At 45.0% G+C, this 17,945-nt stretch carries 17 protein-coding genes; 15 read left to right on the top strand and 2 right to left on the bottom strand.

Going from position 1 to position 17,945, the window contains the following annotated elements:
- Window positions 1–164 precede the first annotated feature (164 nt).
- The 4 genes from gmk (at window position 165) to DFP76_RS02960 (ending at window position 3,680) form a co-directional block, all read left to right on the top strand.
- Entirely contained in the window at window positions 165–788 is a 624-nt protein-coding gene (gene gmk / locus DFP76_RS02975; protein WP_113873175.1) for a guanylate kinase, read from the top strand.
- Window positions 789–846: 58 nt separating this feature from the next.
- Window positions 847–1,071: a DNA-directed RNA polymerase subunit omega gene (rpoZ, locus tag DFP76_RS02970; RefSeq protein ID WP_013797949.1), complete on the top strand. Its 225-nt coding sequence runs from the start codon at window positions 847–849 to the stop codon at window positions 1,069–1,071.
- A gap of 66 nt (window positions 1,072–1,137) precedes the next feature.
- The gene (locus tag DFP76_RS02965) at window positions 1,138–3,255 is read left to right on the top strand and encodes a RelA/SpoT family protein (RefSeq protein WP_113873174.1); all 2,118 of its coding nucleotides are present in this window, start codon (window positions 1,138–1,140) and stop codon (window positions 3,253–3,255) included.
- Between the two features lie 38 nt (window positions 3,256–3,293).
- The gene (locus tag DFP76_RS02960) at window positions 3,294–3,680 is read left to right on the top strand and encodes a RidA family protein (RefSeq protein WP_063334149.1); all 387 of its coding nucleotides are present in this window, start codon (window positions 3,294–3,296) and stop codon (window positions 3,678–3,680) included.
- Between the two features lie 61 nt (window positions 3,681–3,741).
- Here DFP76_RS02960 and DFP76_RS02955 read toward each other — a convergent pair whose 3' ends face one another.
- A complete protein-coding gene (locus DFP76_RS02955) occupies window positions 3,742–4,590 on the bottom strand; it encodes an NAD-dependent epimerase/dehydratase family protein (RefSeq protein ID WP_113873173.1) in 849 nt (282 codons plus the stop codon).
- Between the two features lie 187 nt (window positions 4,591–4,777).
- Here DFP76_RS02955 and DFP76_RS02950 point away from each other — a divergent pair, with 187 nt between their 5' ends.
- Window positions 4,778–5,683, top strand: a complete 906-nt coding sequence (locus DFP76_RS02950) for a hydrogen peroxide-inducible genes activator (protein ID WP_113873172.1) — start codon at window positions 4,778–4,780, stop codon at window positions 5,681–5,683.
- 13 nt (window positions 5,684–5,696) lie between these two features.
- The gene (gene recG, locus DFP76_RS02945) at window positions 5,697–7,778 is read left to right on the top strand and encodes an ATP-dependent DNA helicase RecG (RefSeq protein ID WP_113873171.1); all 2,082 of its coding nucleotides are present in this window, start codon (window positions 5,697–5,699) and stop codon (window positions 7,776–7,778) included.
- 3 nt (window positions 7,779–7,781) lie between these two features.
- On the opposite strand, the gene lrp is transcribed toward recG, so the two are convergent.
- Window positions 7,782–8,258: a leucine-responsive transcriptional regulator Lrp gene (gene lrp, locus DFP76_RS02940; protein WP_013797955.1), complete on the bottom strand. Its 477-nt coding sequence runs from the start codon at window positions 8,256–8,258 to the stop codon at window positions 7,782–7,784.
- Between the two features lie 541 nt (window positions 8,259–8,799).
- On the opposite strand from lrp, the gene DFP76_RS02935 reads away from it, so the two are divergent.
- From DFP76_RS02935 to phoR, 9 genes are all read left to right on the top strand, one after another.
- On the top strand, window positions 8,800–9,822 hold the full coding sequence (locus tag DFP76_RS02935) for an amino acid ABC transporter substrate-binding protein (RefSeq protein WP_113873170.1): 1,023 nt from the start codon (window positions 8,800–8,802) through the stop codon (window positions 9,820–9,822).
- 108 nt (window positions 9,823–9,930) lie between these two features.
- On the top strand, window positions 9,931–11,106 hold the full coding sequence (locus DFP76_RS02930; RefSeq protein ID WP_113873169.1) for an amino acid ABC transporter permease: 1,176 nt from the start codon (window positions 9,931–9,933) through the stop codon (window positions 11,104–11,106).
- Window positions 11,107–11,116: 10 nt separating this feature from the next.
- A complete protein-coding gene (locus DFP76_RS02925) occupies window positions 11,117–12,217 on the top strand; it encodes an amino acid ABC transporter permease (RefSeq protein ID WP_113873168.1) in 1,101 nt (366 codons plus the stop codon).
- A gap of 22 nt (window positions 12,218–12,239) precedes the next feature.
- Window positions 12,240–13,019, top strand: coding sequence for an amino acid ABC transporter ATP-binding protein (locus tag DFP76_RS02920; protein ID WP_113873167.1), 780 nt, complete (start codon window positions 12,240–12,242; stop codon window positions 13,017–13,019).
- A gap of 96 nt (window positions 13,020–13,115) precedes the next feature.
- Complete coding sequence (locus tag DFP76_RS02915) at window positions 13,116–14,384, top strand: HDOD domain-containing protein (RefSeq protein ID WP_113873166.1); 1,269 nt, start codon at window positions 13,116–13,118, stop codon at window positions 14,382–14,384.
- A gap of 6 nt (window positions 14,385–14,390) precedes the next feature.
- Window positions 14,391–14,951: a chorismate--pyruvate lyase family protein gene (locus tag DFP76_RS02910; RefSeq protein ID WP_113873165.1), complete on the top strand. Its 561-nt coding sequence runs from the start codon at window positions 14,391–14,393 to the stop codon at window positions 14,949–14,951.
- Window positions 14,948–15,802 (top strand): 4-hydroxybenzoate octaprenyltransferase, encoded by an 855-nt coding sequence (ubiA, locus tag DFP76_RS02905; protein WP_113873164.1) that lies wholly within the window; start codon window positions 14,948–14,950, stop codon window positions 15,800–15,802. The genes DFP76_RS02910 and ubiA overlap by 4 nt, the downstream gene beginning before the upstream one ends.
- An 84-nt stretch (window positions 15,803–15,886) precedes the next feature.
- Complete coding sequence (gene phoB / locus DFP76_RS02900; RefSeq protein ID WP_113873163.1) at window positions 15,887–16,582, top strand: phosphate regulon transcriptional regulator PhoB; 696 nt, start codon at window positions 15,887–15,889, stop codon at window positions 16,580–16,582.
- Window positions 16,579–17,904, top strand: a complete 1,326-nt coding sequence (gene phoR, locus DFP76_RS02895) for a phosphate regulon sensor histidine kinase PhoR (RefSeq protein ID WP_113873162.1) — start codon at window positions 16,579–16,581, stop codon at window positions 17,902–17,904. The genes phoB and phoR overlap by 4 nt, the downstream gene beginning before the upstream one ends.
- Window positions 17,905–17,945: the final 41 nt, after the last annotated feature.

The following is a 17,945-nucleotide window of genomic DNA, read 5'->3' as shown; positions in this document are numbered from 1 at the left end:
TTAGTTTCTCGCCATTGTAAGCAGAACATCAACTGCACTCGCGATCACATTTGACGGCTTCCTACGGTCTCTTTGCGAACAAAGAGGCTAGCTATCCTTTTGCAAAACTGTGGTACACTTAATGGCTTACATTTGATTATTGTTGGCGGATTTAAAAAGGTCTTATGGGCGAACACAAAGGCAACTTATTTATCTTATCGGCTCCGTCAGGAGCGGGTAAATCATCCTTATACAAAGCCTTGTTAAAACAAGACGATAAGGTTCGAATTTCAATATCCCATACCACTCGTGCAGCGCGAGAAGGCGAAGAACATGGGCGTGAATACTATTTCACTGATGTTGAAAATTTTTTGGACATGATTGCTGAAGATGCATTTTTTGAGCACGCCCAAGTCTTCGATAACTATTATGGCACGTCGAAAGCATCGATTTTTAGCATGCTCGAACAGGGTCTTGACGTTATTCTAGAGATCGACTGGCAAGGCGCTCGACAAGTTCGCCACTTGTATCCGGACGCCATCGGAATCTTTATATTGCCGCCTTCACTGGCTTCTTTGGAAGAACGATTAAAAGGGCGTGCAACCGACTCTGAAGAGGTCATCCAGCGCCGTATGGCGAAGGCCGCCGATGAAATGTCTCACTACCATGAATATGACTTTGTCATCATCAATGATGATTTTGACAAGGCCTTAACTGAAATGTCGGCTATTTTTACCGCCATGCGCGCTAAAACCCCGAAAATACAAGAAAAATATGGCAATCTCATCAATGATCTCTTGTCTTTATGAGAAGCCGTTAAGTAAAATCACCCTTGGATAAACAGATAAATTAAACACAGAGGTCAAAATGGCTCGAGTTACCGTAGAAGATTGCTTAGAAAATGTTGATAACCGCTTTGAACTAGTGATGGTGGCGTCAAAACGTGCCCGTCAACTAGCAACAGGCGGCGAAGACGCTCAAGTTGCGCTAGAAGGCGACAAGTTTACGGTTGTGGCGTTGCGTGAAATCGCTGAAGACCTAATCAATGCCAAAAATGTAGACTTGCAACAACGTCCAGTTCACGAGTTTTAAGCTCTATGAATGGTATCGCTCATTACACAACCGTCGCACCTCGTGTTTGCCTTTGTGAGGTGAGCGATGTATACCATTGAAGAATTAGCACAAGGGTTAAGCCAATACTTACCCTACGAACAAGTTGCTAAAGTTAAGCGCGCCTACTATTACGCAGAGCAAGCCCACGATGGCCAAAAGCGAAAAAGTGGCGAACCCTATGTCACTCATCCGCTCGCCGTCGCCAAGATATTGTCTGAGCTGCGGATGGACTGTGATGGTTTATCAGCGGCACTTTTGCACGATGTAATTGAAGACACGGGCATTAGCCGAGAAGCGCTGGCCGCGCAATTTGGTGAAGAAGTCGCTAGTTTGGTGGACGGAGTGAGTAAATTAACTCACCTTGAGTTCAACAATCAGATCGAAAAACAAGCTCATAACTTTCAGAAAATGGCCATGGCCATGGCAGATGACATTCGCGTCATTCTCGTCAAGCTTGCCGATCGCCTGCATAACATGCGCACTCTTGATGCCATGCCAGCTCATAAGAAACGCCGCATTGCCAAAGAAACCCTAGACATCTATGCGCCCATCGCGAATCGATTGGGTATGTATAATGTCAGAGTAGACCTTGAGTCTTTAGCCTTTCAGGCGTATTACCCAATGCGGGCGCAAATGCTGCAACGTGCTATCCACAAAAAGTACGGCCAACAGCGTATTAAAGACACGCAAAAACTGGAAGACACCATTCGCTCTGAACTGGCCGCAGACTACATTGAAGCTAAGATCAGCGTACGCGAGAAGCACATTTACAGCATTTATCAAAAAATGGATAAAAAGCGTCGCTCTCTCGATGAGATTATGGACGTTATGGGTGTGCGTATTGTCACTGACCGTCATGATAGCTGTTATCGTATTTTAGGTGTCATTCACGCGCTCTTTAAGCCAATCGAAGGTCGTTTTAAAGACTATATTGCGGTGCCTAAGTCTAATGGCTATCAGTCTTTGCATACCACCGTATTGGGCACCAATGGCATTCCCATGGAAATCCAGATTCGCACCGAAGAAATGGATTTGGTGGCTAACAATGGTATCGCGGCTCATTGGGCTTATAAGGTTAATGGCGCTTCTTCAGCACCAAGCAATCATGATAGAGCGACAAAATGGGTAAAAAGTCTGTTGGAAATTCAACAGAAAGCGCGTAATCCTGTCGAATTTGTTGATAACGTTAAAAACGACCTTTTCCCAGACGAAGTGTATGTGTTCACACCAAATGGCCAGATCATTGAGCTTCCTTCTGGTGCGACACCTGTTGATTTTGCTTATGGTGTACACACAGAGATTGGTAACTCTTGTATATCATGTCGCATTAATCGTCGTTTGGCTCCGCTCAGCACTCAACTGGAAAGCGGTCAAACGGTGGAAATCATCACTGCGAAAAACGCCCAACCCAATGTGGCTTGGTTGAGCTTTGCGATCACGGGTAAAGCGCGAACCAATATCCGTCATTACTTGAAAGACAAACAAAGAGAAAACGCCATCTCAATTGGACACCGATTATTGACTCGTTCCTTAAACGCTTTCCAAACGAATATTGAAGAATTGACGTCAGAACAAATTGGGCTCGTCCTTCGAAATCATCAACTCGACAGCATGGATGACCTATTAGAATCCATTGGTAAAGGCCGACACGTTGGCTATCTAGTGGCTCGTGAGCTCTTCCCGAATATTGATGAAGAGTCTCTAATTACGCCGAAGTCCTTCAAGGTCAACGGCTCTGAAGGCATGCTGATTTCCTATGCGAAATGTTGTGCCCCTATTCCGGGTGACCCTATTGTGGGTTATGTGCAAGTTGATAAAGGCATTGTCATTCACCACCTTAATTGCCCCAATGTACAAGATCATTTATCCAGTCCTGAGCGCTTTATTCATATGTCTTGGGGTAAAGAGATTGAAGAAGAGCTGCACATCAGCTTGATTGTCACCTATATCAATGAACGCGGTGCTGTTGCCAAGATTGCCAGCTCCATTAGTGACACCGACTTCCAAGTGTCAAATTTAGACATCATTGAACGAGGTCGAGTCAGCCGATTACGCCTTAACATCACCATTTCAAGTCGTGTTGGGTTAGCGGATGTTATGCGTCGCATCAAAGCCGTTCGCTGTGTTGAAAAAGTATCACGAGAGACCATTGTTGGACGTTAACAGCGTCCAAACTTTCTTTAGTTATAAAGGATATTATTATGTCAAAACAGGTTATTCACACTGAAAACGCGCCTGCTGCTATTGGCCCATATTCGCAAGCGGTACGCGCTGGCAACACAGTTTACCTATCTGGTCAGATTCCTTTGGTTCCTGAGACCATGGAAGTCATCAGTGAAGACATCGTTGAACAAACGACTCAGGTTTTCAAAAACCTAAGTGCCGTATGTGAAGCCGCTGGTGGTTCTTTGGAAAAAGTAGTGAAGTTCAACATTTTCATGACCGATTTAAACAACTTCGCTACGGTGAACGAAGTCATGACACAATTTGTTAAAGAGCCTTACCCAGCTCGTGCCGCTATGGGTGTTCGCGCCCTACCAAAAGGCGTGCAAGTGGAAATTGAAGGCATCATGGTGTTGGAAGACTAAGCTCTTCTGAGCATAAAAAAAGAGGCTTTTTGCCTCTTTTTTTATGCCAATACATTACCCTCTATCCCTCAAGACTCTGTTGAAAATCGATCAGTAATTTTCGATAACCAGCGACATAACTTGGGTAAGCAAGTTGCCAACCATGCTGGCGTAAATAGTCCGCCACAATACGTTTACCTGATTGCGGCGCGAAACCTTCTTCTAGGTTAGCTTTAATCGCGGCCTCTAAACTGGTTGCCAACCAAAGCTTTACTTCCCACATAGAAACGGGCGTTTGATCCGTCACAATCACGTGAGCAGGCACCTCTTGATCTTTTAACATCCGCTCTGCCAGCAGCAATAAGGCCGCGACCACATCATCACGATGCACACGATTGGTCCAACTGTTGGCGCCCCATGCTTGCTCTGTCATCACCTTTTTCATGAGCGCAAAACGACCAGGTCCATAAATACCAGAACATCTTGCAGATACACAGGTAAACGCCTGCTGTAACAAGGCTTCTGTTTCTATTAAGACCTTGGCGGTTACTGAGTTTGGCTGAGCAGGGCTTTGTTCATCGATCCATTCACCTTGGTTTTGACCATAAACACTGGTACTGGAGACAAACACAATTTTGACTGGGTTGACCGAATGTTGATAACGACGCACTAATACTTGCGCGGTGTCATAGTAGGCTTGCCGATAGCCCGCTTCACTTCGCTCATTTGGCGTCATGATTAAGAAGATCAACGACACATCTGGTAGAAGCTCGTGCGGTAGTTCTCGTAAGTCTCCAGTGATGCCTTCAACACCTTCAGGAAAAAGAGTCCCTTTGCGACGAATGCCCGTAACTTGATGGCCTTTTGCCACTAAATCCTTGGCTAAGCCTGTTCCTAGATCCCCACAACCAGCAATCAGTATGTTTGCCATTGAGCCCCCTAACAATGTATTCGATTAATTTATGCATCTCACAAAAAACGGCCCTACTTTACAAAGGTGATGATAGTAAGGAATTGGCCACCACAAAATGTCTGTAACAAAAATCAACGAGTATACTTTATTAAATTATGTATTATCATAGTTATTAGTAATAATGGCCTATCAGGCAAGGTGCACCATGACATTAACCGAATTAAAATACATTGTAATGCTGGCGGAAGAAAAGCACTTCGGTCGAGCGGCTGATCGTTGTTATGTCTCACAACCCACTCTAAGCGTCGCTGTTAAAAAACTGGAAGAAGAGCTTGGAACGGCTATTTTTGAACGCAGTAAAAGCTCAGTATACATTACACCAGTGGGCGAACAGATCATCACTCAGGCCAAGCGAGTACTGGATCAAGCAAATATGATCAAAGAGCTCGCCAATGCCGGTAAAAACCAGCTAACAGGCCCTCTTAAAGTGGGCGCGATTTACACCATCGCCCCCTATTTGTTTCCAGTGATGATCCCTTCCTTGAGCCAAATTACGTCTGGCATGCCGCTTATCATAGAAGAGGACCTGACCGAGAATCTGCGCCCTAAACTTCGCAATGGTGATTTGGATGCGATTATCGTCGCTCTGCCTTTCCAAGAACCTGACGTGGTGACACAACCGATTTATGAGGAAGAGTTTGTTGTCCTTATGCCGAAAAATCACCCTTGGACTCAGTTAGACAACATTAATACCGACCAACTCTCGACCGACAATCTGCTCCTATTGGGTAAAGGTCATTGCTTCAGTGAGCAAGTATTAGAAGCCTGTCCTTTGTTAACCGACAATGAAGTCAATAATGGTCGCACTGTCGTGAATGGCAGTTCATTGGAAACCATTCGCTATATGGTGTCTTCTGGACTTGGGGTAACCGTACTACCGAAATCCGCCGTAACCAACATTGATCACTCAATGCTGGCAGTACGTCCCTTTGCCGACCCAGTTCCAAAACGTACCGTTGCCTTGGCTTGGCGCGCCAGCTTCCCTCGCCCTAAAGCCATTGAGTCTGTCAGCCAGTCTATTCGCGACGCCTGTAAACAACTCGAATTATAAGTAGTGTATTAAGATGATAGATGGATTAGACACACAGGATGTCCGAGAATTAAAAGGTGTGGGCGCAGCCATGGCGGAGAAACTCGCTAAGATGCACCTCCATACCGTACAGGATTTGCTTTTCCATCTTCCCATTCGCTACCAAGATAGAACTCGCGTCGTGCCCATTGGGCAACTTGGTTTTGGTGATGAGGCCGTAATAGAAGGCCAAGTCATGAGCTGCGAAGTCAAAATGGGTAAACGCCGCAGCTTATTGTGTCGCCTTAAAGATCATTCAGGCAGTCTGTGCCTGCGCTTCTTTCACTTTTCAGCTGCCCAAAAGAAGCAGCTGGAATCCGGTAAGCGAGTCCGTTGCTTTGGCGAAATTCGTCGTGGTAGTGCCGGATTTGAAATGTACCACCCAGAGTACAAACTGATTGAAGACGATGAAGCGCCTTTAGAGTCGTCTCAACTGACGCCGATTTACCCACTGACCGAAGGCTTAACCCAAACCAAAATTCGACAATTATGCGAACAAGCATTGGAACGACTCACACCATACAATTTACAAGAGTGGTTGCCCGATGAATTGCGCCACCAATTCAGTCTATCTTCACTAAATGACGCCATTCAGTTTCTACATCATCCATCCCGAGATGCCGATCTAGAATCGCTCAAGCAAGGGTGCCATCCTGCACAATACCGGTTGTCGTTTGAGGAATTAATGGCGCATCAGTTATCTTTAATCGGTAAGCGAATCAAGGCTAAACAAGATAAAAGCATCAAGGTGGCTGAAGCTGGAGCACTGAGTGAACAACTGTTAGCACAATTGCCATTCTCACCGACTCAAGCCCAGCAACGCGTATTCGGAGAAATTCTCAAAGATTTAGCGACGGGGCATCCTATGCTGCGCCTTGTACAAGGCGATGTTGGCTCGGGCAAAACACTGGTCGCAGCCTTAGCCGCGGCGGCTGTTGTACAAGCGGGCTATCAGGCTGCCGTAATGGCACCCACTGAAATCCTTGCCGAGCAACATTATGCTAACTTCACCCAGTGGTTCCAGCCCCTCGGTTTACAGGTGGCTTGGATGACAGGCAAACTCAAAGGCAAAACTCGAGAACAAGAACTCAAGCTCATTGCCTCAGGGCAAGCACAGATTGTGGTCGGCACCCACGCACTATTTCAGGAAACGGTTGAATTTGACCGTTTGGCACTGGCCATCATAGATGAACAACATAGGTTTGGTGTTCATCAACGAATGGCCTTGCGGGAAAAGGGCATGAAACATGGGGTTCAGCCTCATCAGTTGATCATGACGGCAACTCCTATTCCTCGAACCTTAGCCATGTCAGCTTATGCGGACCTGGATTGCTCTATTATTGATGAGCTTCCTCCAGGCCGTACGCCCGTCAATACCATAGTGGTTTCTGATCAGCGTCGCCAAGAAGTCATTGAGCGAGTGAAAAGCGCCTGCCAAGAAGGCAAACAGGCCTACTGGGTGTGCACTCTCATTGAAGAGTCCGAAGCCCTGCAATGCCAAGCCGCAGAAGATACTGCGCAGCTCTTGCAAGAGCAATTGCTTGGTCTGCGCATTGGCTTGGTTCACGGGCGTTTAAAAGCACAAGAAAAAGCTGACATCATGGCAAAATTTAAAGCGGGAGAGATTCAGCTGCTTGTTGCTACCACCGTGATTGAAGTCGGTGTGGACGTACCGAATGCCAGTTTGATGGTCATTGAAAACCCAGAACGCCTCGGTTTGGCTCAACTGCACCAGTTGCGAGGCCGTGTTGGACGAGGACAAGCTGCCAGTCATTGTGTCCTGCTCTACAAAGCCCCTCTTGGGCAACAAGGTAAAGCACGATTATCGACCATGAGAGAAACCAGTGATGGTTTCAAAATCGCTGAGAAGGATTTAGAGCTAAGGGGACCTGGAGAGCTTTTAGGCACGCGACAAACAGGCTTGTGGGAGTTTAAAGTGGCGGACTTACAGAGAGATAAAGCCTTGCTAGACGATGTACAGCGTGCCGCTGGATTATTGCATCAGAACTTTCCTGATCACATCCCTCCCTTACTAAGCCGATGGCTGCCGAATCATGATCAGTATTTGAATGTTTGATGTTTAAGGAATATTGACGACTGTGGTGCTCTTCACTTCTTCCATCGCCACATAAGTGCGAGACTCACGCACATGAGGTAAGGTCAGTAAGGTTTCACCTAATAGCAGTCGATAAGAGTCCATGTTCGATACACGAGCTTTCAATAGGTATTCAAAATCCCCAGCAATCAAATGACACTCTAAAATTTCTGGAATTTCAGACACTGCGGTTTTGAATTCATTAAAGCCTTCAGGTGACGTGGTTTTTAACCTAATCTCAACAAACACCAACAGACCTGCATCCACTTTTTTGGGGTTAACCAAAGCACAATAGCCCGTAATATAGCCGTTCCGCTCTAGTCGACGCACCCGCTCCAAGCAAGGAGTCGCACTCAAACCAACACGACTCGCCAACTCCACATTGGATAAACGACCGTTTATTTGCAACTCTCGTAGAATTTTTTTGTCCAATCGATCAAGTGGTTTTGTTGAGTTATCCATTTGATATGGATCTCCTTACTAAACATCTAAGAATGGCTAAGTTTACCATGTAGAGGGTAATTTTGGGAAAGCGCTTTATCCATTATATTTTGTATGGGCTTTGCTGTTACAAAAAGGCACCAAAATAAAGCATCAAAACCACACGCGCACAAATATGGACTACAAAAACACTATCGCGCCCTAAAAAGGCGCACAAAGACAAAGTTTTTTAATACTAACGCATTGTTTTCTTTGAATTAAATTTCACTTAAGTAAATTGATCCCTATTCCTCTGCTAGACCATTTATCGTCAAATAAAGTGCAAAAAATAAGTACATTGGGACATGTTTTTAATATTTTATTCTTGACTATGACGCAAAAGAGTAATTCTATAGGGGCATGTGATGATCCTCTAGAGGAATCGTCTGCATATGTAAGACAACAAGAATAATTAAATGTTGGCATCAACTTTGCTTTTAAAACCCATAGATTTCAAATTGAATCTATTGAAATTCTGCAAAATTACAACATACATATAAAATCGCCTGGGAGGCTCAATATAATGAAATCCAATGTAGGTAAATTACTGTCTACCGCTGCCATTGCTGCAACAATCAGCACAGGTGCAGCTGCTGCTACCCTAGATGACGTAAAAGCAAAAGGCTTCATCCAATGTGGTGTGAGCCAAGGCGTTCCTGGTTTCTCTAATGCCGATGTAAACGGTAACTGGACTGGTATCGACGTTGATGCTTGTCGTGCAACCGCTGCTGCTATCTTTGGTGATGCGCAAGCCGTTAAATTCACTCCTCTTTCTGCAAAAGAACGTTTCACAGCCCTACAGTCTGGCGAGATCGACATGCTGTCTCGTAACACGACTTGGACTTACACACGTGATACGTCTCTAGGTCTAGATTTTACAGCAGTTAACTTCTATGACGGTCAAGGTTTCATGGCTCGTAAAGACTTAGGCGTTGAATCTGCCCTAGATCTTGATGGTGCCACTGTTTGTACTGAGCAAGGTACAACAACAGAATTGAACATGGCGGATTTCTTCCGTAAGCATAAAATGAACTATGTACCTGTTATCGTACAGAAAGCAGACGAAGCACTAGCTGCTTACGCTTCTGGTCGTTGTGACGTTTTCACAACGGATAAATCAGGTCTTGCTGCTCACCGTTCAAAATTGTCTGATCCAAACGCTCACGTAATCCTTCCAGAAACGATCTCTAAAGAGCCTCTAGGCCCTGTTGTTCGTCACGGTGACAACCAATGGAAAGACATCGTAACTTGGGCTATGTTCGTTCAGGTTAACGCTGAAGAAATGGGCATCAACTCTAAAAACGTTGCTAAAATCAAATCTGAGTCAAACGATCCAGGTATCCGTCGTCTACTAGGCGCTGAAGGTAACATGGGTGAGTCTCTAGGACTTGGTGCTGATTGGGCTTACAACATCATCGCTGAAGTAGGTAACTACGGTGAAGTGTTTGAGCGTAACGTTGGACCAAACACACCAGTTGGTCTACCACGCGGTATTAACAATCTATGGACAGAAGGTGGTGTTATGTACGCGCCACCAGTACGTTAATACCTAAAGCGACCTGCTTCGGGTATTTATCCAGCGACTCCACTGAGTCGCTGGATTTCTCCCCCCTTCCTTACACATCTGACGAGCATTTCAACTGCCTGAAACAAGATGAGCGATCAAAATAGTTCAAGTATAAAAAATTTTTTGAATGATGCAGGCAACCGAGCCCTTATCTTTCAAGCTTTACTTCTGGCCGTGGTAGTTTTCGTAGGTTATTACTTATTTAGTAACTTACAAGCCAACCTGGCAGACCAAGGTATTTCTACTGGCTTTGAATTTTTAAACCAACCAGCTGGATTTCCCGTCCTTATTCACCTAATTGAGTATACTGAGGCCAACACCTACGGAAGAGCGTTTGTTGTTGCCCTGATTAATACCGTTGTTATCTCTTTACTGGGGATCGCGTTAGCCACTGTTATTGGTGTTGTGATGGGCTTAGCTCGTCTTTCTAATAACTGGTTGGTTGCTCGATTAGCCACTGTTTACGTTGAGACATTGCGTAATATCCCATTATTGCTACAAATGTTTTTCTGGTATTTTGCAGTTTTAGCAACCTTACCTATCCCTAAAAACAGTATCATTTTTGGTGATTTCTTCTTAAACAAACGTGGTATCTATTCTCCCAACCCAATCACCCAAGACGGTTTTGGTATTGTGATCGCAGGTTTTATCCTGTCCATCATCGCATCCATTGCTTTGGTTGTTTGGGCCAAAAAGCGTCAAACTAGAACAGGTCTCTGGTTTCCAGCTTACTGGGCGTCTTTCGGTACTATCATTGTCATTACCTTTTTAGCTTTGGTGGTTTCTGGGTTCCCTATCGAATTCGACCTTCCACAAAAAAGCCGTTTTAACGTCACTGGAGGTATGGTTCTACCGCCAGAATTTGTGGCGGTATTAGTAGCATTGTCGACTTATACAGGTGCCTTCATTGCGGAAATCGTTCGTGCAGGTATCTTGTCCGTAAACTGGGGGCAAACAGAAGCGGCACGATCTTTGGGTCTGAAAGACAGTCTAACGCAGCGTTTAATTGTCTTACCTCAAGCGTTACGAGTCATTATTCCACCCCTTACTAGTCAATTCCTAAACTTAGCGAAAAACTCTTCATTGGGTGCGGCTATCGCTTACCCAGAATTGGTTGCTGTTGTTATGGGTACGACGCTAAACCAAACAGGTCAAGCCATTGAGAACATCGGTCTGTGTATGTTGGTTTACGGTACATTGAGCTTATCTATCTCAATGTTTATGAACTGGTATAACAAAAAAATGTCACTAATAGAGCGCTAGGAGGAAGAACATGGCTATTGAATTCAAACCATCACCAAGCCTTCCACCACCAGTGAATTCTGTTGGTGCGGTGGCCTGGGTTCGTCAAAATTTATTGTCGTCCCCATTAAACGTATTTTTAACCCTGTTTAGCTTTTATATTTTATATTTGCTGATCCCACCCATTATCGAGTGGGGTATTGTCGGAGCAACCTTTACTGGTGCGTCAAAAGCCGACTGTACTGGTGACGGTGCCTGCTGGGCATTTATCGGGGTCTACTTTAAACAGTTTATGTATGGACTGTACCCATCAGAAGAAACATGGCGTATTAATTTAGCCTTGATTCTATTGGTGATTTTATTAGGTACATACGCTGTTAAAACAGTGAATAAACTCTATTTATCCCTAGTGATTTTGGTGGTTTATCCTGTTATTGCTTACTTCCTGTTTGCAGGTGGCGTATTCGGTCTAGAAATCGTTGAGACATCTTTGTGGGGCGGCTTATTCTTGACAACCCTGTTAGGGGTTGTCGGTATTGTGGCGTCTTTCCCGCTTGGCGTTTTGTTGGCACTTGGTCGTCAATCTAAAATGCCAATAGCAAAGTCGGTATGTATCGTCTTCATTGAAACGATTCGAGCGGTACCTCTGATCACTATCTTGTTCATGGCATCCGTAATGATTCCTTTGTTCCTACCTGAAGGTATGAACTTCAACAAGTTATTACGAGTACTGATCGGCATTACCTTGTTCTCTGCAGCCTATATGGCCGAAGTAATTCGTGGTGGCTTACAAGCTATCCCGAAAGGTCAATATGAAGCCGCTGATGCGATGGGATTAACCTACTGGCAGTCGATGATCTTGGTCATTTTGCCGCAGGCATTAAAATTAGTGATTCCAGGGATCGTAAACACCTTCATTGGTTTATTTAAAGACACCACTCTGGTTTACATTGTGGGAATGTTTGACCTACTTGGTCGTATTCAAGCCGCCACTCATGATGCTAACTGGCTAGGAATGACCATTGAAGGCTATGCCTTTGCCGGTTTTATTTACTGGGCAGCCTGTTTTGGTATGTCTCGCTACAGTATGAGAATCGAGCGTAAATTAGAAACTGGGCACAAGCGAAATTAGTTAAGAATTTGAGGTCTATATAATGACAAATACCAATATGGCTCGTGCCCAACTAGCGCAGGGCGAAGAAGCAATTATCGAGTTTAATGATGTTAATAAATGGTACGGTGATTTCCACGTACTTAAGAACATCAACTTCAGCATTAAGAAAGGTGAGCGAATCGTTGTTTGTGGACCTTCCGGTTCCGGTAAGTCCACCATGACACGCTGTATTAACCGCCTAGAAGAGCACCAGAAAGGGACGATTCTAGTCGATGGCGTCGAAATGAACGACAACTTGAAGAACATCGAAGCGATCCGTAAGGACGTTGGTATGGTGTTCCAACACTTCAACTTGTTCCCACATTTAAGCATTCTAGAGAACCTAACCTTGGCACCAATCTGGGTTCGTAAAATGCCAAAGAAACAAGCCGAAGAAATGGCCATGCACTACTTGGAACGTGTGAAAATCGCGAACCAAGCCTTGAAGTACCCAGGTCAACTTTCTGGTGGTCAGCAACAACGTGTGGCGATTGCTCGCGGCTTGTGTATGCAACCACGTATCATGCTGTTTGATGAACCGACTTCAGCACTTGATCCAGAAATGATCAAAGAAGTATTGGACGTTATGGTTCAGTTAGCAGAAGAAGGCATGACCATGGTTTGTGTGACTCACGAAATGGGCTTCGCGAAAACCGTTGCTGACCGAGTGGTCTTCATGGACGCAGGTGAAATTGTTGAAGCCAATGAACCACATGAGTTCTTCGACAATCCACAGCATGATCGTACTCAAATGTTCTTGAGCCAAATTTTGAACCACTGATTCGATATTTGTCTTTAAAATCTGTTATATTTGCAAAAGCCCCTATCATAGGGGCTTTTTTAGTTTAATTAATCCTTGTTCTAACAGAGAAAATATATGGAAATCTCAGCCGATCAACAGCCCAGCAAGCGACTGCGAGTGGTTCATCTAGCAGACCATACTGGCCGTTTACAGGTGATTTTTCCTGAACAACATATGTTAGACATCGCTGCAGTCTCTCGGATTACCAAACGACGCTTTGAGCCCATCACTAACTTCAACAGTGACGGCGACCCGCTCATCAAACCCAACAGTGTGTCGAGCATTATCGAATCCAGCTTACTCACCGAGCCAAAAGTACAGATACGATTAAAATCGGACGGTCCGTTCCATGAAGTCAGCTCGGATGAATTGAAAACCATGTTTAGTGGCCCTTTAAATCGTTTTGAAGACATTTCACTCGACATTGATAAGATTAAGCGCCCAGCGGATAACCACGAAAATGATGAAGAGCAGATATTAGAGGCGCTTGGCCGTTTTCAATCGATTCGCCTTAAACAACGCCTTGAAGAAACCCTAGAAATTCCACCACTACCCGCGTCTTCTCACCGTATTATCCGCTTGTCTGCTGACCAAACCGCAGGCACAGATGAATTGTGTGAGGTCATCGCACTGGACCCAAGCTTAGCGGCACAGGTCATCAGTTGGGCTTCATCTCCGTACTATGGCGCTCCTGGAACAATTGAGTCAGTCGAAGATGCCATTATTCGAGTTCTGGGGTTTGATATGGTGATGAACCTAGCATTGGGCTTATCGATGGGGAATGCTTTCCACGCCCCAGACAATGGCCCAAGACATTATGAGAACTTCTGGCTGGACTCAGTTTCTAATGCTGTCTTAATGGAAACCTTAGTAAAATCCATGCCTAACGATAAGCGCCCTAAACTGGGTCATGCTTATCTTTCCGGTCTTTTACAAAACTTCGGTTATTTGGCCATCAGTAGCATTTTACCACCGCATTTTTCGATCTTGTCTCGATACTATGAAGCCAATGCACACTTACCCAGTGAACTGGTCGAAATGCAAATCCTGCACTTTACCAAGGAACAGCTAGGGTCTTGGCTGTTACGTTACTGGAGTTTACCAGACAACATTTGGACAGCCATTCGCTACAGCAAAAAGCCACACTATTATGGTGAGCACGCTACATTAGCCAAACTTCTCTATGTTTCTCATCAACTGCGCAATGATTTGGAAATAGATCCATCGGTGTTGGTCGAGGTAGGCTTAGACATTGAGCAAGCAGAAGCATGCCGAGAAGAGGTATATCAGTCTTCTCATGAGCTACATAAAATGGTTTCTCTTATCGATAAAATGAATGCCTAACACTGTATGACTCGCCTTAATTCACTTGCCACCAAGCAATTTGACTACCGTTGGCAACCTGCTCATTGTGTTCGTAAAACCAAAATACCCAGCTATTTATGGCCTTGGTTAACCACAGATAAATCATTAACCAGTAAATTACAACGTGCTGGCAAACTCAGTGTCGAGGTGATTGAAGACAAGTGGGGCACGGCCAGCCTCCGAGAAAGGCGTAAGCTCAAATTAAAGCCCAGAGAAGCCGTCCGAATCCGCACTGTCCTGTTAAAACTGGATGGTCAAACCGTGATCTATGCTCGCTCAATTATTCCTGCTCGCTCGTTACTTGGTCACTGGCGTCAAGTTCCTCATTTAAAAGACAAGCCATTAGGCGGTTATCTTTTCCAACATCGCACCCTCTCCCGTAGCCCGATTGAAATTACGGAATTACCTGCGGCGATGTTTCCAGATCAACCTCATAGTGTTTGGGCAAGACGCTCGGTATTTCATCAATATGGCGTTGGTATCTTGGTAAATGAAGCCATATTTGACACAATCTCTCATTTCAAATCGCCCTTTGGATTGCTATGAACAAGCTAAAAGATTACGCAGAACTCACCCGCTTTAATCGCCCGATCGGCTCATTACTCTTAATGTGGCCTACTTTATGGGCGCTTTGGCTAGCCGCCGAAGGGCGACCAGACTGGTCTTTGTTGGTGATTTTCGTCTTAGGGGTATTTAGCATGCGATCGGCAGGCTGTGTGATCAATGACTATGCGGATCGGAAGGTAGATGGTCATGTTGATCGAACGAAGAACCGTCCTCTCCCCTCAGGACGAGTATCTGAAAAAGAAGCCCTTGCTCTGTTTACAGGCTTGTCCTTACTCAGTTTCTGTTTGGTGCTACTAACTGACTGGCAAACCATATTACTGTCTTTTGTCGGTCTTGGTTTGGCTGCTCTGTACCCATTTATGAAGCGTTATACCCATCTGCCTCAGCTTTTTCTTGGTTTAGCCTTCTCTTGGGCCATTCCTATGGCTTACAGCGCCCAAGGGGGCAGTTTAAGCGACCCTATTCTGTGGATGCTGTTTCTGGCTAATTGCTTCTGGACGATCGCTTATGACACTTACTATGCGATGACCGACCGACCAGACGATTTAAAAGTCGGCATCAAATCGACCGCAATACTCTTCGGCCAGTACGATCTATTGGTCATTGTGTGTTTACAAGCTTTAACCTTATCCCTTTTGACATGGATCGGCTTCTTCGCCACACTGGGTTGGCCCTATTTTCTGGCCTTGCTGATTTGTATCTGGTTGTTTTACAAGCAATACCAGCAAGCAAAAAACAGAGATAGGCAAGCTTGTTTTCGCTCTTTTCTTGAAAACAACCGCATTGGATGCTGTGTCTTTATCGGTTTAGTTATCAGCTATTTTGCTTAATATGTGGCAAAGTTATGACAGTTTAACTAAATTGTCATAATTGCTCGCTTTAATAAAACCGTTCCTGAGATGAGGGTAGATCCTGTGACCGGTAAAAAAGTTTTAATTATTGATGATGAATCTTCTATTCGCGAGATGATTGCCATTGCTTTAGAGATGGCTGGCTATGAATACATGGAAGCCGAAAATATTCAGCAAGCTCACGAAATTATCGTGGACCATCGACCAGATTTAATTTTGGTCGACTGGATGATGCCTGGCGGTAGCGGTATCGAATTAACGCGCCGTATCAAGAAAGACAGTACTACAGCTGAAATCCCAGTCATCATGCTGACGGCAAAAAGTGAAGAAGACAATAAAATTCAAGGTTTAGAAGTCGGCGCGGATGATTACATCACCAAGCCTTTTTCACCACGTGAATTGGTCGCGCGTCTCAAAGCCGTACTACGCCGAGCGACGCCACAAGGCATTGATGAACCCATCGAAGTCGAAGGCCTCACTCTGGACCCGATTAGTCAACGTGTCACTATTGGCGCACGTCCTCTGGACATGGGACCAACAGAATATCGTTTACTCAAATTTTTAATGACTCACCAAGAACGAGCCTATTCAAGAGCACAGCTATTGGATCAAGTTTGGGGAGGCAACGTCTATGTCGAAGAACGTACCGTTGATGTGCATATTCGTCGTTTACGTAAAGCCATTGGTGACAGTCATGATTTCTTGATTCAAACCGTGCGAGGCACAGGTTACCGTTTCTCAGCAAAAAGGTCGGTATGAAAACCATTTGGCGGAACACCATTCTTTCTTGGTTAACAGGTTTTATCGCCTGTAGCGTAATTGGCTATATCCTTGGCCATTTTTTGGCTGTTCTACTGCTGTATACCCTAGGAACCTTATACTGGCAGTTATACCAGCTGTATCAATTCCATAACTGGCTACGTCATTCAGGACGTGCCGCTCCGCCAGAGTCGAGTGGTATTTGGGGAGAAGTGTTTGACGCAGTATATCGCTTGCAAAAGAAACAGCGAAAATCCAAACGTCGTATGCGACAAGCCTTAACGCGGATTGAAAGCTCCACCAGCGCACTTAAAGAAGGTGTGATTATGGCGGACAACCAAGGCAACCTCGAATGGTGGAACAATTCAGCTGCTCATTTCTTAGGCTTAATGCGACCCGTTGACCGTGGGCAAGTGATAACCAACATTGTGCGCAGCCCAGAATTCTTCCGCTATTTTACGCAAAAGCGTTTTGGCGAACCTCTGGTCATTAAGTCTCCAGCAAAAGACGGTGTCTACCTAGAAGTTCAAACCACTTTATACGATAAAAACGATCATCTTATTTTCGTTCGTGATGTGACGCGATTACACCTGTTAGAGCAGATGCGCAAAGACTTTGTCGCCAATGCTTCCCATGAGTTAAAAACCCCTCTGACCGTCATTAAAGGCTATGTTGAAACCTTAGACATGTTTAAAGACAACCTGCCCAAAAGCATGCAAAAAGGCATCGTAAACATGGCAGAGCAGTCTGTTCGGATGGAACAACTGATTGAAGACTTATTGTTGCTATCTCGTCTTGAGAGCGATGACAAACGTGAAGAGAATCAATGGTATCGCGTATCAGACATCGTAGAGGCGATTCTAAAAACCACCACGGCCATCATGACGGATCAACACAAGTTAGTTACTCAGATCTCTGAAGACGCTCGAATTTATGGCTCTTATAAAGAACTCTACAGTGCTTTTTCCAACTTAATTGTCAATGCTGTCAAATACTCACCTGACGGTGGCGAGATCAATATTAAATGGGAATCCAGTGAGTTGAATGGCATTTTTTCAGTAAAAGACCAAGGGTTAGGAATTGATCCTCGACACATCCCCCGGCTCACAGAGCGTTTTTTCCGGGTTGATAAGGGACGTGGCTCAAAAACGGGTGGCACTGGCTTAGGGCTTGCCATCGTGAAACACGTTCTCTTACATCATGAAGCCAAACTACAAATCCGCAGTTTGCCTGGCACTGGCAGTACCTTCTCCTGTCACTTCCCAGCCAGCCGTGTACGCAAAGATACCGTCACCCAAACCACCAGCACCCTAAGTGAATAAAAAAAGGCGCTACCGTCACCTGTAGCGCCTTCTTGCTCACT

This window comes from Marinomonas aquiplantarum, assembly GCF_003314975.1.
GTDB classification, from domain to species: Bacteria; Pseudomonadota; Gammaproteobacteria; order Pseudomonadales; family Marinomonadaceae; genus Marinomonas; species Marinomonas aquiplantarum.
This window is presented reverse-complemented; position numbering and strand designations above follow the sequence as displayed.

Excerpts from the sequence above, each read along its gene's own strand:
- gmk (WP_113873175.1), top strand. The coding sequence starts at position 165 with ATGGGCGAACACAAAGGCAACTTATTTATCTTATCGGCTCCGTCAGGA.
- rpoZ (WP_013797949.1), top strand. The coding sequence starts at position 847 with ATGGCTCGAGTTACCGTAGAAGATTGCTTAGAAAATGTTGATAACCGC.
- DFP76_RS02965 (WP_113873174.1), top strand. The coding sequence starts at position 1,138 with ATGTATACCATTGAAGAATTAGCACAAGGGTTAAGCCAATACTTACCC.
- DFP76_RS02960 (WP_063334149.1), top strand. The coding sequence starts at position 3,294 with ATGTCAAAACAGGTTATTCACACTGAAAACGCGCCTGCTGCTATTGGC.
- DFP76_RS02955 (WP_113873173.1), bottom strand. The coding sequence starts at position 4,590 with ATGGCAAACATACTGATTGCTGGTTGTGGGGATCTAGGAACAGGCTTA.
- DFP76_RS02950 (WP_113873172.1), top strand. The coding sequence starts at position 4,778 with ATGACATTAACCGAATTAAAATACATTGTAATGCTGGCGGAAGAAAAG.
- recG (WP_113873171.1), top strand. The coding sequence starts at position 5,697 with ATGATAGATGGATTAGACACACAGGATGTCCGAGAATTAAAAGGTGTG.
- lrp (WP_013797955.1), bottom strand. The coding sequence starts at position 8,258 with ATGGATAACTCAACAAAACCACTTGATCGATTGGACAAAAAAATTCTA.
- DFP76_RS02935 (WP_113873170.1), top strand. The coding sequence starts at position 8,800 with ATGAAATCCAATGTAGGTAAATTACTGTCTACCGCTGCCATTGCTGCA.
- DFP76_RS02930 (WP_113873169.1), top strand. The coding sequence starts at position 9,931 with ATGAGCGATCAAAATAGTTCAAGTATAAAAAATTTTTTGAATGATGCA.
- DFP76_RS02925 (WP_113873168.1), top strand. The coding sequence starts at position 11,117 with ATGGCTATTGAATTCAAACCATCACCAAGCCTTCCACCACCAGTGAAT.
- DFP76_RS02920 (WP_113873167.1), top strand. The coding sequence starts at position 12,240 with ATGACAAATACCAATATGGCTCGTGCCCAACTAGCGCAGGGCGAAGAA.
- DFP76_RS02915 (WP_113873166.1), top strand. The coding sequence starts at position 13,116 with ATGGAAATCTCAGCCGATCAACAGCCCAGCAAGCGACTGCGAGTGGTT.
- DFP76_RS02910 (WP_113873165.1), top strand. The coding sequence starts at position 14,391 with ATGACTCGCCTTAATTCACTTGCCACCAAGCAATTTGACTACCGTTGG.
- ubiA (WP_113873164.1), top strand. The coding sequence starts at position 14,948 with ATGAACAAGCTAAAAGATTACGCAGAACTCACCCGCTTTAATCGCCCG.
- phoR (WP_113873162.1), top strand. The coding sequence starts at position 16,579 with ATGAAAACCATTTGGCGGAACACCATTCTTTCTTGGTTAACAGGTTTT.